This is a genomic window from Nocardioides sp. Z22_16 (genome assembly GCF_058134365.1).
The window spans coordinates 138,148-152,741 of record NZ_JBYTTI010000003.1; the positions used below are offsets into that span (position 1 = coordinate 138,148).

Annotated in this window: 16 protein-coding genes; 11 read left to right on the plus strand and 5 right to left on the minus strand. The window is 65.1% G+C overall.

The genetic code is table 11. The features are described from left to right. Nucleotides 1-33: 33 nt before the first annotated feature. The 6 genes from AC3X7R_RS08975 (at nt 34) to AC3X7R_RS09000 (ending at nt 6,806) form a co-directional block, all read left to right on the plus strand. On the plus strand, nt 34-1,236 hold the full coding sequence (locus AC3X7R_RS08975) for an SIR2 family protein (protein ID WP_489965277.1): 1,203 nt from the start codon (nt 34-36) through the stop codon (nt 1,234-1,236). Beyond that, entirely contained in the window at nt 1,233-2,933 is a 1,701-nt protein-coding gene (locus AC3X7R_RS08980) for an ATP-binding protein (RefSeq protein ID WP_489965278.1), read from the plus strand. Before AC3X7R_RS08975 ends, AC3X7R_RS08980 begins: the two co-directional genes overlap by 4 nt. 107 nt (nt 2,934-3,040) lie before the next feature. After that, on the plus strand, nt 3,041-4,432 hold the full coding sequence (locus tag AC3X7R_RS08985; RefSeq protein ID WP_489965279.1) for a Shedu anti-phage system protein SduA domain-containing protein: 1,392 nt from the start codon (nt 3,041-3,043) through the stop codon (nt 4,430-4,432). 1,026 nt (nt 4,433-5,458) lie between these two features. Further along, the gene (locus tag AC3X7R_RS08990; protein WP_489965280.1) at nt 5,459-6,034 is read left to right on the plus strand and encodes a tyrosine-type recombinase/integrase; all 576 of its coding nucleotides are present in this window, start codon (nt 5,459-5,461) and stop codon (nt 6,032-6,034) included. A gap of 21 nt (nt 6,035-6,055) precedes the next feature. Continuing rightward, nucleotides 6,056-6,331, plus strand: coding sequence for a tyrosine-type recombinase/integrase (locus AC3X7R_RS08995; RefSeq protein WP_489965913.1), 276 nt, complete (start codon nt 6,056-6,058; stop codon nt 6,329-6,331). A 160-nt stretch (nt 6,332-6,491) separates the two neighbouring features. Then, entirely contained in the window at nt 6,492-6,806 is a 315-nt protein-coding gene (locus AC3X7R_RS09000; protein ID WP_489965281.1) for a hypothetical protein, read from the plus strand. Between the two features lie 104 nt (nt 6,807-6,910). Here the strand turns inward: AC3X7R_RS09000 and AC3X7R_RS09005 are convergent, their stop codons facing one another. Next, nucleotides 6,911-7,099, minus strand: coding sequence for a hypothetical protein (locus AC3X7R_RS09005; RefSeq protein ID WP_489965282.1), 189 nt, complete (start codon nt 7,097-7,099; stop codon nt 6,911-6,913). Here AC3X7R_RS09005 and AC3X7R_RS09010 point away from each other — a divergent pair. From AC3X7R_RS09010 to AC3X7R_RS09025, 4 genes are all read left to right on the plus strand, one after another. Then, the gene (locus AC3X7R_RS09010) at nt 7,098-7,625 is read left to right on the plus strand and encodes a hypothetical protein (RefSeq protein ID WP_489965283.1); all 528 of its coding nucleotides are present in this window, start codon (nt 7,098-7,100) and stop codon (nt 7,623-7,625) included. The two genes, AC3X7R_RS09005 and AC3X7R_RS09010, sit on opposite strands and share 2 nt — an antisense overlap. A gap of 194 nt (nt 7,626-7,819) precedes the next feature. Further along, nucleotides 7,820-8,116 carry a hypothetical protein gene (locus AC3X7R_RS09015; RefSeq protein ID WP_489965284.1) on the plus strand — a complete coding sequence of 99 codons (297 nt, stop codon included), beginning with the start codon at nt 7,820-7,822 and terminating at the stop codon, nt 8,114-8,116. Between the two features lie 156 nt (nt 8,117-8,272). Beyond that, entirely contained in the window at nt 8,273-9,049 is a 777-nt protein-coding gene (locus AC3X7R_RS09020; RefSeq protein ID WP_489965285.1) for a DnaB-like helicase C-terminal domain-containing protein, read from the plus strand. A gap of 88 nt (nt 9,050-9,137) precedes the next feature. Further along, complete coding sequence (locus AC3X7R_RS09025) at nt 9,138-9,770, plus strand: DUF6308 family protein (RefSeq protein WP_489965286.1); 633 nt, start codon at nt 9,138-9,140, stop codon at nt 9,768-9,770. A 297-nt stretch (nt 9,771-10,067) separates the two neighbouring features. Here AC3X7R_RS09025 and AC3X7R_RS09030 read toward each other — a convergent pair whose 3' ends face one another. The 3 genes from AC3X7R_RS09030 to AC3X7R_RS09040 all read right to left on the minus strand — a co-directional run bounded on the left by AC3X7R_RS09030 (nt 10,068) and on the right by AC3X7R_RS09040 (nt 13,218). Beyond that, nucleotides 10,068-10,730 carry a hypothetical protein gene (locus AC3X7R_RS09030; RefSeq protein ID WP_489965287.1) on the minus strand — a complete coding sequence of 221 codons (663 nt, stop codon included), beginning with the start codon at nt 10,728-10,730 and terminating at the stop codon, nt 10,068-10,070. A 117-nt stretch (nt 10,731-10,847) separates the two neighbouring features. Then, complete coding sequence (locus AC3X7R_RS09035; protein WP_489965288.1) at nt 10,848-12,263, minus strand: hypothetical protein; 1,416 nt, start codon at nt 12,261-12,263, stop codon at nt 10,848-10,850. A 124-nt stretch (nt 12,264-12,387) separates the two neighbouring features. Continuing rightward, entirely contained in the window at nt 12,388-13,218 is an 831-nt protein-coding gene (locus tag AC3X7R_RS09040) for a nuclease-related domain-containing protein (protein WP_489965289.1), read from the minus strand. 126 nt (nt 13,219-13,344) lie between these two features. Between AC3X7R_RS09040 and AC3X7R_RS09045 the strand changes: the two genes are divergently transcribed. Continuing rightward, nucleotides 13,345-13,818, plus strand: a complete 474-nt coding sequence (locus AC3X7R_RS09045) for a VOC family protein (protein WP_489965290.1) — start codon at nt 13,345-13,347, stop codon at nt 13,816-13,818. A gap of 44 nt (nt 13,819-13,862) precedes the next feature. On the opposite strand, the gene AC3X7R_RS09050 is transcribed toward AC3X7R_RS09045, so the two are convergent. Continuing rightward, a complete protein-coding gene (locus AC3X7R_RS09050) occupies nt 13,863-14,384 on the minus strand; it encodes a hypothetical protein (RefSeq protein ID WP_489965291.1) in 522 nt (173 codons plus the stop codon). Nucleotides 14,385-14,594: the final 210 nt, after the last annotated feature.

Sequence of the window (14,594 nt, forward strand, 5' to 3'; positions counted from 1 at the left end):
CCGGGCTAGCAACGGGGGGCTGGAAGCGTGTCAGTGGATAGTTCGGTCGAAGAGACCACGGCCCCGGCGCGCCCTTCGCCGGAAGTCCTCGCGTCGTTTACCGACGGGGCATGGCAGGCCGTCGCGCCGGAGACTCTGGCCAGCGACGCCGATCGCGTCGCTGCGACAGCGACACAAGCCGCGTTTGGTGAGGAACTCGGCAACATCGTGAACGCGGAGACCCTGGTCGTATTAGCCGGCTCCGGCACCTCGCTCGGACTTCAACAGTCGGACGGCTCGACGAAGGCACCTAGCATGGGGGCGCTGTGGGACGACGTGACTCATCTGGCCGAGTTCAAGACCGTGACCAACCGGCTCAATGGCGACCTGGTCGCGAGCAAGAACCTGGAACACGTGCTCTCCGACGCTCAAGCTCGCCATGCTGTCGCTCCAGACGCCGACCTCGAGGCATTCATCAGCGCTGCCGAGGGCGTCGTGCTGGCCCGCTGCTCGTTTGTCGACGACGACACCAACGTCAGCGCGCACGAGTTGTTCCTCCGGACGGTCGCTCGGCGCTCCGTGCGGCTCCAGCGAACCCAACTCTTCACCACCAACTACGACCTCGCCTTCGAGACTGCCGCCCGACGAGCCAGGTTCAATGTCATCGACGGCTTCGGATATGGCGGCCACGTATTCGACGGCGGCTCGTTCGATCTCGACTATGTCCGGCGCCGGCCACACGAGCAACTGGCACTCGAACCGAGTGTGTTTCACCTGCTCAAGCTCCACGGATCCGTCGACTGGTCAGTCACGGGCAGCACGATCGGGAAGGTATCCGGAACGCCCACGAACCCGGTCTTAATCTACCCCTCGGCGGCGAAGTACCAACTCTCCTATCAGCAGCCGTATCTGGAGTTCATGTCACGATTCCAGATCGCTCTCCGCCAGCCAGACGTCGGCCTCATCGTTGTCGGATTCGGCTTCAACGACGAGCACCTCAACGCGCCCATCGAGGCCGCGCTACGCGGCAACATCGGACTCCGCGCCACGGTAGTGACTCCCGGAGCACGTGCCAGTTGGCGCAGCGACTCCATCGCATGGATCGAGGATCTCATCCAGCGAGGCGACCGCCGGCTGAGCATGTTCACCGGCACCTTCGACGACCTTGTGAGACACCTACCCGAGGTGCCCGCCCGGGAAGAGCGTGATGAACACATGGAGCGAGTCTCACGGCCGCGAGGCGGCTCAGCATCGTGAAGCTCCACCCGTTCACGCCGGAACGACAGATCGGCGTCACATATCAGGTCGAGGGCCTCTTCGCCGACGTCACTTTCAGCGCAGCCACCAAGTTGCCCCGCTCCCATTTCGGCGAGCGGCTCAGTCGCGGCGAGGTCGGCGAGTTCGTAGTCATCGACGTAGGCGGAGCGGCTGCCTTCGGCCGACTACTGCGGGTCAGCGCGTCCACCAACAACATCGAGGCAATCACAGAGGAGAAGCGACGCGTCCCGGTGGAGGGACGCATCCAACTCCTTTCGACCCTTCACCTGGACGGCACCGCGACACGCGGGATGCTGAAGTACCCCAAAGTCGGCGACCCTGTCTACGCGGCGAGCACCGAAGCGATCCTTAATGTCCTCGACGGTGGCCTCACTGGACAAGCCACCTCGGTGACACTTGGTCGCCTATCCGTCGATGATTCCGTCGAGGTGGGTGTACCGCTGGGCCGCCTTTTCGGCCGCCACCTCGCCATCGTCGGTGCGACCGGCTCAGGCAAGAGCTGGACGCTTGCCCATCTCGCCGAGAGCGTCGACGAACACCGCGGCAAGATGCTCATCATTGACGCCACTGGCGAATACCACACCCTGGGCACAAGAGCGCGTCACCTGGCGTTCGGGTCCGTCGCCGATGAACCGCATGGGGCCGTGCTCGTCGGCATCCCCCACTACATGATGCGAGAAGCAGACCGCAACGCCTTCTTGAACCCCTCCAGCGGTACCCAACTACCCAAACTGCGAGACGCCGTCCGCTCACTGCGGCTCGCACACGCGATCGCGAGCGACGCGAGCGCAGACCCTGCGCACACCGCGCTCCTTGACCCGGACGGAACCATCCAGAAAAAGGGCCGCGAGATTGCCAAGTACGGTCACGCTGCTCGGACGTACACCGACATCATGGAGGACCCTCAGGCGCCGTTCTCGCTGAGCGGAATTGCGAAGCAGATTCAGTGGGAATGCGTCTGGCCGACCGCCAGGAATGCGCCTGATCGGTACGGCGATCTGGACTACCAACAGATCGGCTACGTCAGCACCTTGGTGAGCCGTCTCAACGATCTCGTCCAGACGCCTGAGGTGATGGGAGTCATCGACCCACCATCCGCAACCACCAATGCCCTTGCCGAGATCGCGACCTGGCTCGCTGACCCTGATGTCCATCTGCTGCGGATCTCTTTGCGTAACCTGACCTTCGCCAACCACCTGCGCGAAATCGTGGTCAACATCATGGGTCAGGCTTTGCTCGCGCGTGCTCGCAACGACGAATTTCGAACGATCCCGCTCGTGGTCGCGATCGACGAAGCCCACCAGTTCTTTGACGTCACCGTGGGGGACGAGTTCGCCAATACTCGTCTCAACGCATTCGACGCCATCGCTAAGGAGGGTCGAAAATACGGTCTCACCGTGTGCGTGGCCACCCAGCGCCCGGGCGACCTCCCAGTTGGCGTTCTCAGCCAAGTGGGAATGACCATCGTCCACCGGCTTGCTGACGGGCGGGACCGCCAACGCGTCGAACAAGCGGCGGCCGAGCTCGACCATTCCGCGACCAGACTGCTGCCGGGACTTGTACCTGGTGAAGCGATCTTGATGGGTGTCGACTTCCCTGTCCCGGTCAGCGTCCGCATGACACCACCCACGGCACGCCCGGCCTCCGATGGGCCGCGCTACGAGAACTGGGGGTAGCTGGTGACCGACCCAGTTGAACCTGCAGGCCGGGCCTGGCAACCACGATCCTCGATGCTGGGCGCGTCATCGATCAGCTCGAAGTGCAGTCAGGAGAAGCCGGGCCAGTGACATACAACTCCGATGAGGGTGCCGTGGAGGTGTCAGAAGACGCCGGCGACACGGTATTCACGTGGATCCCGCATTCGTACTCAGACGATGAGGCGCCGAGACCCGGCGTCGAGATGGTCCGATTCGTCCCTACTTCTCGCTTGTTGCGGATTCGCCCTCGAAAGCGAGACCACGACGGCCTGCAGGACCAGTACGACAGAGTCACGGAACTACAGATCGACACGAACCTCCTACCTGAGTGGCGGGCGGAGGGGCCAAGGGAACCGGTCTCCGACGACACGCGGGACCGACAGCTCTCGCTCGTCGGATTGCCGAAGGGCTTCGGGCACATCTTTGCGGCCGGGCTAGGGATCCAGCGTGACTACCGGGGCCTCATCCGGGCCATCGAAGAAACCACCGGCTGCACCATCGTGCGATTTGGCCCTCCGGACGAAGAAGGACCCTTCGGCGAAGTGTTCCGCATCGCCCTCGAGCGGTTCACTGCCTACCGCGCCGCCGTCGACCGGAATCGTTCCCGCAGCAACACGGTCGCATCACGGGTGAACAAGACCGAAGCAGAGAACGCGATCGGCGAACTGCTCGGTCTACAACCAAAGAAGCCCCCGATTGGCCGGCACCCGATCATTCAGGCGATGACTAGAGAGGTCACCGGCGAAGCGGTCCTGGATGCCGACGAGCGCCGACTCCTTCTCCAGCAAACAGCTGCAGAGTCGCGAGCCGCAGCCATCGAGTCGCCAGCTGCATTTGGACAGCTGCGAAACGATCTAGAACTCGTCTCGCTTGCGGTCTTGATCAACCAGTTCGCAGAAGGCCTAGCTGGCAGCCATGCCAAGGACGAGAGCTATTGGCAGAAGTTCTTCGAGAGCAACGCTTTCGCCCTGCAGCAACTCTTCGCCACGCCTATCACCCTCTACGGGTCACAGTTGCATCTCCGGCTGACCGACATGTACGGCGCTGGCGCGCGGATCGCGGACTTCGTCTTGGCCAACAGCGTGACGCGCAGTGCCCATGTGGTGGAGATCAAGACACCCGGCTCGCCGCTTGTGGCCACGACCGGCTACCGAGGCAGTGGCAGCGCAGAGGTGTTCCCTCCACACCGGGGACTCGTCGGTGCCGTTGCCCAGGTCCAGGCGCAGGTCGAATCCGCGAGGAGCGACTTCCGGGATCTCCTCCGCCAGACAATGGGAGCGGACGCGCTGGATACGTGTGTTGTTCGCGGAGCAGTCATCATCGGCACTGCGAGCATGCTCGACAACAGCATGAAGGCATCCTTCAGTCGGTACCGCGCGGGGCTCAGCGACGTCCAGGTCGTCACGTTCGACGAAGTGCTGGACAGGCTGCGGGGCCTGCACCTACTTCTGACCGAGGCTGCCCAGCGGCCAGATTGAATAGCACGTCGGCCGACCACCTTGACGGCGGCCGCCCGAAGCGGTTTCGTCAAAGGTTCGCCACGGCCGACTCGTCAATCTTGGCTGCATATCGACACCTGTCGGATGCGCTCCAAAGTCCGCGCCCAACGGACGGGGCGAGCGCGTCATTCCGCCGCTAACGGACTTCCCGGTGTGGGCGTTCGGATATCGCAGGTCTACGCCAGGAGAGCAGTAGTCGACGGGCTGAGCAACGCGGCGGTGACGCACCATTCCATCCACGACGCGTACCCGCACCAGCGTCCCGATACGACAGCCGAAGCGCCAGCAATTGCCCACGAACATTGCGACGCTTGCGGACGTGCCTTAGCCGTCTGACGAGGTCGCAACTCCCACCGACTCGCCTGCTTCCGGGGGGTGCGCATCGACCTCTTTCCTGTCACCCCGCTTGATGACGATTACTCCCGCAACCGTCACCACCACGAAGGACCCCACCAACCACCAGACGAGCGCGTCCCACGTGTCATGGCCGTTCAAGCGGGTCCCGATGAAGAGCCCGACGCCAACGGTGGACAGTACGACACCGGGCCAACGGGTCCATGTATCCAGTGCTTGTTCTCCGCGGGTCCTCGGCTTCGGGGCTGCGGTCAACGCAAGGCGTAGGACTAGCGTTCCCAGCCACAGTCCGAGGCACGCTCCTTGAAGCCAGGCGGCCAATTGTGGCGACCACCCGAAAACAACCGCAAGGGCTGCTGCCAAAATGCCAATACCAATCAAGGCCCCGCTTCCGCGCGCCACCCACCGCTTATTCACGGCCACACTGTAAGAGAACTCTTCGGCCAAGACGGTGCGAATCGTCGTCTTCATAGCTCCGAGCGCCGATGACTTGCGTCATTCCACCGCCTGCGGACGCGCTGAGTCCGGCGCCGGACTGGCGTCGCGGACCCAGGAGCTCGGCGCGTTGGCGGCGGGCGGGCTGAGCCAAGCCAGCCGCCGCACGGAGCGTTTCATGTCCGACTCGACCGTCTTCCCGTTCCAGCCATCACCATGACCACTGCGCAGCTCGCAGCCGTCTCCTACCTCGCCCGATACTCGGGACGCACGCACAAGCTCTACACCTACCAACTCCGGCGCTGGTTCACCTGGTGCGAGAACAACAGACTGGATCCCCTCCTCGGGATCCAGCGTGCCCACGTCGAGCTGTACATCCACCAACTCGGCGAAACCGGCCTGATGGACTCCTCCATCGTCACGATGATGCACGGCGTCCGCGGCTTCTTCCGGTTCGCACACATCGACGGTCTGATCACTGCCGACCCGGCCGTCTACGCACGCCTTCCCAAGGTCCAGCACGACGAGTCCCGCACCCAAGGACTCGACCGGCTCGAACTCATCCGCTTCCTCCAAGTCGCCCAGACCCTCACGGTGCACCACGGGGCGCTCGCATTCCTCCTCGGCATCAACGCCCTGCGCGCCTCCGAAGCAGCCGCAGTACGCATCGAGGACTACGCCGACACGCTGCGCGGTCACAGAGTCCTGCACCTCGTCGGCAAGGGCAACAAGCCCGCCACCATGCCGATCACGATCCCAGTGCTGCGTGTCCTTGAGGCCTGCCGAGGATAGAGATCCAACGGGCCACTCGTCCTGAGACCGACCACCGGGAATCCGATCGACCGCCGAGACGTCTACCGGATGGTTTTGAGGATCGCCAAGGTCGCGGGCATCCCTCGGCACATCAGCCCGCACTCGCTGCGTCACGCCGCCATCACCAACGCCCTCGACGCCGGCGTCCCACTCCGCGACGCGCAGATCCTGGCGCGCCACGCCGACCCACGCACGACCGAGCACTACGACCGCGCCCGCGGAAACCTCGACCGACACGGCGTCCACTTCCTCACCGCCTACGTCGCTGGAGTGTGAACGTCTTGCCCACCCTTGCGACCCACGTTGACGCAGCGAGAGAGCCGAGGAGCAACCCGGATCTGCCGCCCTACTTGTAGCCAGAGCGTTCTCCGGGAGCACCGGGCTAGACCCCTGCAAAACGGCCCCTTGAGGGCGGGGGCTCTGGAACGCTGTCTGCATGACCAATGACGCCAGCCGAAAAGCCATGCACGTCCTCCTCGATCTCGTCACCAGTCAGGATGACGAAGCATCGAGCGAGTCCAACACTATTGCCGCGCGGTCGGCCTTCGACGCGTTCGATCTCGACGCCATCCGGGTGACGCAGAATGACGAGACCGGGGAGATTACCCTCGATCCCACCCCGCTGATCACAGCCGCCTGCACGACGATCATCACTCTCGTGGGCCTCTTGGCGAGCGCCAGAAACATCGACACGCTGACGGCTATCAACATCGTCCGTGAGCACATGGACGGTGTGCTTGCAGAAGGCTGAGAAGACCCCCTGGAAAAAGCGTTGATGGTCCGGAAGAACTAGCATGAAGTGTTGTCCCTCCGCCGCGAGCGCCCTATGGGGCGAGCCCGTGTTTGGCCGCCGAATCACTTCTCTGTGATGGAGATCCTCGGCTCTCCTGGATGCCAGGCGTCACTCGGGTTCATAGAGAACCCCTCGACATATGTCATGTGGTCAGTCACCCGGCTTGCGTCGACGAGGGCTGCGACAGCACGGGCGAGCGCTCGCGCGTCGGCTGCGCCACCATCGAACTCGATCGCGATCTTCTTCTTCATGGTGCTGGTCTACCCGAAGGTGGCGGAGATGACCGACGAACGGCCTCAAGAGTCCGGCCACCCGGATGTACGTCACTTCCCCGCCAGTGCGCGACCACACAACGTCCGCTCATGCCGAGTTGAGGGACATCGACGTCGCCGCTCCTGCGATGATGGGCTGGTGCCCGTAGACCGCTTCGCTGACCGTCTCGACGCCGCAACTTACGCAGACGATGACGAGGTCGTGGCCGTCTTCGAGGTCGAGCCGTCCGATGCGGATGCGCTCTGGCTCTCAGCTCGGCTTTTTCGCAGGCTCACCGGTGTGGCGCGAGCGTACGAACTACATGCCCTGCCGTTGCTCGATGACCCAGACCCGGTCCGCCTCAACCGAGCACGTTGCGAGGCGGCACTCGACGAAATCGCGTTCGTCTCCGAGCGGCTCAACGATCCGGTGGTCGTCGGTGTCGCGCAAGCGATCACGGACTACCTAGCCGTGCGCGCGCGCCGCGCGGTGTGGGACGGCTCCGTGACATTCGAGACTGACTGACGGAAGCCACTCATCTGCCGCGACAAGTGCGTCATACCCCCGCCTATCGGCGCAGCGGGAATCATGTCGCGACTGGAGTTCCCTTTCGCCTGCGGATGCCATGCCTACTTGGTTGGATGGGCGGGTCCACGACGCGCGTCACTAAGAGATCAGCGACGACGCACGGTCCCGCGGTGACTACAACAGGAGCAGGAATGGCCAAGTCCGGAGGCGCCGTGAACACGGGGGCCGCGACCCGCTTGGTCTACACGATCGGACTCATCCGCTGGGTGGCGCTTGGCCTTATCGCCCTCGGAGTCTTCGGCGGCACTGCGTTGAGCTTCATGGGTGACGCCTCCTTCGGCGCCGCAGTCTCCCTCTTGGTCTGGGCCTATGGCGCCGTTGCGGCGTTGAGCGTCTACGTCTTCATGGGGTGGCTGCAGCAGACCTTGCTCATGCTCATCGGCATAGCCAAGAACACCGCGACCGACAGCATCTTCAACCGGATCTGACGAACGTCCGCGGATGGCAGCAGGCTCGGCGCATCGGCACTTAGAGAGCCGCTGAGGTTTCGGATGCGTGCGGCGGTGTACGCGTCATACCCGCGCGAATACTGCTCTCGCAGAACCACAAGAACATGGCAGCCAGCGGTGTCGGTAGCTACGAGCATGCTGCTGGTTGTGCTGACCGCCGAACGTCTACTCCGTGTCTACGACACCAACGATGCAACCGCGCCCCTGGCCCCCTCGGGAGTTCCCGCCTTCGACAGGCTTACCGGAGGGATGGCGCCTGGCCGTGTCTGGATCGTGGTCGGGACGCCCGGCCAGGGGCGGACGACCCTCATGGCCCAATGGGCCGCGGCCATCGCTCTCGAAGAACGGCAGCACGCCCATCTGGTCACCCCCCGCGAGGTGCCCGCCGCGATCGCGGCCCGACTGCTCTCCCTCACTGGTTACCTCCCATTCGGACAGCTCGCTGCTCACACCACGAACAGCTCGCACGCGGAGTCGCTCGCTTGGGCGAAGGAGAGGGTGGCCGCAATGTCCCTGAGCCTGTTCGCCAAGGGCGAGGACACCTACGTGCCCGAGGTCCACCCGTTTCGGGCTTCGACGACCCCGACGGCGGTTGTCATAGACGACGCGGACTTAGTGAGTGGAATGACGCCGATCGCAGCCAAGCGATGGGCGGACGCGGGTTTGTTCGTCCTCCTCTCCCTACCTCGGCACCTTGTACTAGCTGATTCATCGCCCGAGGCCGACATCGATCCAACCTGGGCACGCGTGTCGGACGTGGTGCTTGAGGTCCGTCACCGCGGATTGTCGGAGAGCCAAGCCGCCCCTGGGGAGGCCGAGTTGAACATCCATTACAACCGCTGGGGCCACACGCGCACCGTTCCGATCGTGCACCAAGCTCACTTCTCGCGTTTTGTGGATTCGCAACCCTGACCAGTCCTTCCGCGCGCACGACGGGGCGAGAGGGTGCCGGATCACCAGTTTCTGGGACGCGCCCCGACAGCGGTGCCACAGTCGATCCATGCGACTTCCGTCTCTCCTTCAGAATCCTGACGATGGTCCGGCTCTAGAGGCTCTGTGGCGCTACTACGGGCGGGACCCGGGCACGCAGACCAGTCCCTTCACCGGGGCGCGCTTCGACACCTGGGACAGCACCGGAACCAGCTGGGAGGACCGGAACCGCTTCACCGCCGACGACCTCGTGGCGGTCACATTCTTGTCTGTGAACGTCCCCGCAGAAGCCGCGATCAAGCTTCTCGACACCGACGCGCAGCGGTTCACCGATCTACTGGAAGCTCTCGGCGACGACCGCGATCTGGTCGACGAAACCGCACCGTGGCCTGATGACTCGGCGGGATGGCTCCTCTGGAGTGAGCTGATGGACCTGCCTGGCGTCGGCGCCACGACCGCCAGCAAGTTGCTGGCACGCAAGCGCCCGCGTCTCAGGCCCGTCTACGACTCCGTCGTCGCCGAGGTCATCGGTTCGGAGAAGCTGTGGGAACCGCTCCGAGCACTGCTCAGCGCACAGCCCGAGTTGCATGAGCGTCTGCTGCGACTCCGCAAGGAGGCTGGCCTCCCGGAAGCAATCTCGGCGCTGCGCATCTTCGACGTCATCACCTGGATGGAAGGCAAGTACGGGGCAGCCACGGGGTGACTTATGACCGTGGGTGGCCTCGCCTTAGCGCGATAGCCGGGGAGGCATCAATTTCGCCTGGGGTTCAGCGGCACAAGCACTCCGGTGTGGGCTGGCAGATCGCTGCGCGGCGTGAATCTGGGTCGGTGAGGGAGCAACGCGACGCGTAGGGCGTGGGTCACGAGTACCCGGCGCCCATGTATCTGCTGATGGAGCGCCACTTCCAGCACGTCAATCGCAAATTCGATCCAGGCAATAGCTTGCCCGTAGATACGCACGCCGTGTCGAGCTACCCGCCCTCGCGAATCGACTCAGCGGTCAGCGACCCAGATGCCAAGACCAACTGCCCTTGTCCCAGTTGACAGTCGAGGAGAAAACCCACCCCCGGACCTGACCGCCATCGAGCTTCTCGTTAACCGCCAGGCATTCGAAGGTGGTGGTCAGCGCCGTCAAGTCGTCTACAGAGCCTCCACCGAGCGGATCACAAGACGTATAGAAGATCGGCCCCTCAAGTTCGCCGTCAGCGACGCGCTTCTTGGCGTCCTTTGTTATGGACTGTTGCATCTGCCGAATCAGCGACGATCGCAACTCGCGCTCTGCGCGAGCGGCTTCTGCCTTCGCTTCTCTCGCAACCTGTTTCCTCTCCTCCGCAGCCTCCCTGGAGGCTGCTTCCGCCGCCGCAGTCTCCGACCGCCGCTGGCTCTCGCTGTCGCTCTGTTCCTTGAGGACCAATCCGGTGACCCCCAGGGCCACGAGCACGAGCGCTACTGCGGCAACAAGGAGGAATCTCATCCTGGAGCGCGATTCCTTGGCCAAGTAGCTGGCTCCACAATGAGGACAGAACGCGCCACTTGTTTCGGTCTGCACGCTGCACTTGGCGCACACCTTGAATGGCGTCCCGGCGCCTCCTATCGCTGGATCTTCTGGCGCAGCATTGGACGTGTCCGAAAGTTCATCCGTCGTGGGGTTCTCATCGTTCATCGATCGTTAACCTTAAATATCGAGTCAGTGACTGACTATGGATAGGGATCTGGAACGTTGCCCTACGATCGCGACTCGCCGAGGTGGCCCCCGACTCCGACCTGTTACCCCACTGGCTCACTTGCCTGCTGACACCTCGGCACTTGATTTCGTGGGCGCGACGCCGCTGTCGCTTGGCGTCATCGCCGTCTCAACACCGTCCTGGGACGAGTAGTCGGTGGATGCCAAAGCGGCCGGAACGCTGTCATCAATCTCGCGTGGCTCAACGGCTGCAGGCCGGAGCCTGGGTGGAGTTGCCGACCAGGCACGGAGCACGCCCAGCACGTCGGCGTAGAAGCCGTCGACCCCGTTCAGGACTGAGTCGATGAAGGACCCCCGTCCCCGGCCGCGCTTGGTCCCGAGATTGCTCGTCAGCGCCAATCGGAAGGAACGCATCTCCTTCGTCGGGTCAAGAACGAGGACCGCCGGGTTCTCACGCACGGTCGACAGCAGTTCGGCCGCGTGAGAGCCGCGGGCGTGAGCGACGAAGGCCTCCACGCGGGTGGCGTCCGGAGCGCTCTTCAGCTGCCGCACGAGCCAGTTCACCCTCGTCGTGGGGCGCCCTTCGCGGGGAGCGTCGACGTCCACATGGCAGGTCACCTTGCCGGCCCTGAGGTCGGCGGTCACGACCAGGTGTCCGACGGTGTCGGGGATCCGAATGGCACCGGAGAGCTGACCGGTGGAGCAGAGCATCTGAGTGAGTGCTTGCGCCCGGATCACCGGGTCGGCTGCCTCCTTGCGGGAGAGGACAGGCACGACCTCCGTGCCGAGCTGGCGACCGAGCTGCAGGCTTGCGAAGCGCAGAAGGGCGTCGAACCGGGCAACCACTTCGGCGATCCCCTTGTCCGAGGCTCGGAGGGTGCCCGCAACCACCTGGTCCCGGACGCCAACCCAGGCGTCGCCCATGTCCTCGAACTCCAGCGCACCAGACTTCCTGTGCTCGAGATAGCGGATGAGCTCCCCCAGGATCCACGCCTGGTCAGGGTCGGCCACCCCGCGGAACTCCTTCTGCATCACGGCCTCGGCCAGCACCTGCGACCAAGAGATGTGGTGCAGGGCGACCTTCTTGAGCTTGCGCTTGTCGACCTTCGTGGGGTGCTGCCCGGCCACCGCCGGGATCTCGTTCGAGATCGTGATGACCGCGTCGAACTCGTGGTCGCGCGCGATATCCAGGTAGTTCTCCAACTGCTCCGTCGCCAACTGGTTCGCCCCTGTCTTCACCTCCACGAGCGCCGTCCAGGACTTCGCTCCACGGGTCACGCGGATGAGTCCATCGGGATAGAGCCGCTTCTCGCCCAGCACGAACGGCACCTCGATGAAGCACTCCAGCGTGCCCGCGGGAGCGCCGAAGGGCTTCACGAACCCGCGCCCGAACTCCTTGACAGCTGACAACACGGCCAGCAGGGCGGAGGTGGCTCGACGCTCCTGCTCCTCCGCGCCGTTGATCCCCGATGTCGGGATCAGTCGTGCCTCGTGCCAGGACTCTTCAGCCATGTTGCTCCCCCGTTGGCGCCACTTCGTCTGATCGTCGACGAGCGGTGCACGCTGCCGACGGTCGCGACGCTAGCGAAGGAGGCGCTCTTCGGGGGGCGTTTCCGTCCGGGGCTGCGCAGTGCGGTCAGGCGGATGGAAGCCTGGACGCCAGCAACCGGTACGTCGCATCGATCGCCTCCACGTCGAGCGAGCCGTCGGCCTGGAGCAGCGGGACGAGCTTCTTCGGCCACACCACGTGGATCTCGCGGGTGGTGAAGGAGCCTCCGATCAGCGGCCAGTCGGCTGCCACGAAGCACAGCGCCCCTCGCACCGGGACGTCGCCTCCGAGCGCGTCCCTCACGATGTCCATCTGCTTGAGCACGCCGTCGACCACCTTCGTGCAGTCCCGCCGACCGACGAGCAGCTTCTCCACGCGAGGCCGGAGCAGTCCGCCTTCGACCTTGAGCTGGGGACGTCCGGCGTACTTCTTCGCGTCGATGACGAACACGCCCGTCGGGGTGACCGCGAGGTGGTCGATGTTGGCGCGGGTGCCCGGGATCCGACGATCGTGCAGGACACGAAGCCGGTCGGTGGCCAGGGCATTCAGCCGCTGGCCCAACCGCTCCTCCCCGGACGCTCCGGTGCTCCAGGCCGTCGTCGACTGAGGCTCGTCGGACAGGGCGTGCAGCAAGCCGCCGATGCGTGGGTGCTTCTCGCGGATCCGCTGCTCACGCCGTTGCGCACGACGCTCGAACTCCCGGCGGGCCGAGGCCCCAGGTGTCCCCGGATCGATGACGGAGGGCTCGACCACCGCTACCGGGACGACTGCCTCGTCATGCGCGGCGCATCGCACCGTCTTGGTGGCACGCTCATAGACGGCCGTCGTCTTCGCCGGCAGAGCGACGCCGCACACTCGGCAGACACCGTCGAACCGCAGGCGCATGGCCTTCTCGTCCGGCACTGCCTGTTCGCTCACGCCGCGACCGTAGCTCCGGAGAGCACCGCACACAGGCAGTTCGTCGACTTCGACTCTCACAGCAGTCTGCCGTGGTCGGTGCAAGTCTGGCCCGGGTGGCACCAGCGACGGCGCTACCGTGACGGAGTGAGCGAGGAACCTCCCGTACGGGTGGCGCTACGTGTCGAGGACGTGGCCGCCGCCGCGGCGTCGTACGAAGAGCTCGGCTTCGAGCGGGTAGGCACCGTCCCGGGGCCGACCGGTGACGTGCTCATGGCGATCCTGAGGCGGGGGCCGTTGCAGCTGCTGCTCGACGCGGTGGAGGGGATCCCGTTCCCCGACAGTGCGCGCGAGCGACTGACCAAGGCCGGTCCCCGGGGTCTCGGCGTGGCCATCGGCGTCGAGGTCGCCGATGTGGACGAGATGGCCCGGCTGTGCGAGGGGGCGGGATTCAAGATCACGGCCGCACCTGAGTCTGCTCCGTGGGGGGAACGGTACGTCGAGGCCGAGGATCCGTACGGGTACGCCTGGAAGTTCTTCCGTGTGCTGCCCGATCCCCCCAACGACGGTCTTCAAGCGACGGTCGACACGTGGTTCGGTACCGGCCAGAGCCCGGACTGAGAGCTCCTGCGGCTGCTCAGCGCCGGTCGCTCACCCGCGCCGCGTCATGCCTTCCTCCACCTCGTCGCGCTCCCGGAGCCGAACGCGTCCGCCGTGATGACGGCGATCATCCCGATCCCGGCGACCACCGCCGCCCAGGCCGCGGCATCGCCGTACGCCCAGCCGGCACCGAGGCCGACCGCGCCGATCCCCGCCATGACCGCCCCCAGCCTCGTGAACACGGGCGTGGCGAAGGCCGCGGCGAAGGGCAGGAAGTGCAGGCCCACCGCCACCACGATGAGGGCGGGCCGCAGCTCGCCGCGACCAGCCTCGTCCAGGAGCGCACTGCCAAGCCGGATCAGGAGCAGCATCCCGACGACACTGCCCACGTAGACCAGGCCGGCGTACCTGCCGATCGGAGCAGGCGCCTCGAACCACCGCGGGGCGACGAGCACGAACCACAGGTAGGCGGCGAAGGCCACCAGCCAGACCAGGGCCGCGACGATCGCCCACGGGTCGCCCAGCTCGGCGCGGTTGACCATCACGAAGACGGTGCCTCCGGCAGCCCCGATGGTCGTGCCCCACACCCGCGGGTCCCACAGCCGCTGCGCTCCGCGTTGCCGCGTGGGACGAGGGGTGGTCTCCTGTGGAGTGGCTTGGCGCGTCCGCAGAGACTGGCACGCCGACTACGAACGCGGCTAGCCCCGGCCGATGACGACTCGCGTACGCCGCGTGCACACCGCTCTCCGCTCGGCCGCGATCGCCGTGTCGGCCGGGGTGATCGCGGCGGCATTTCC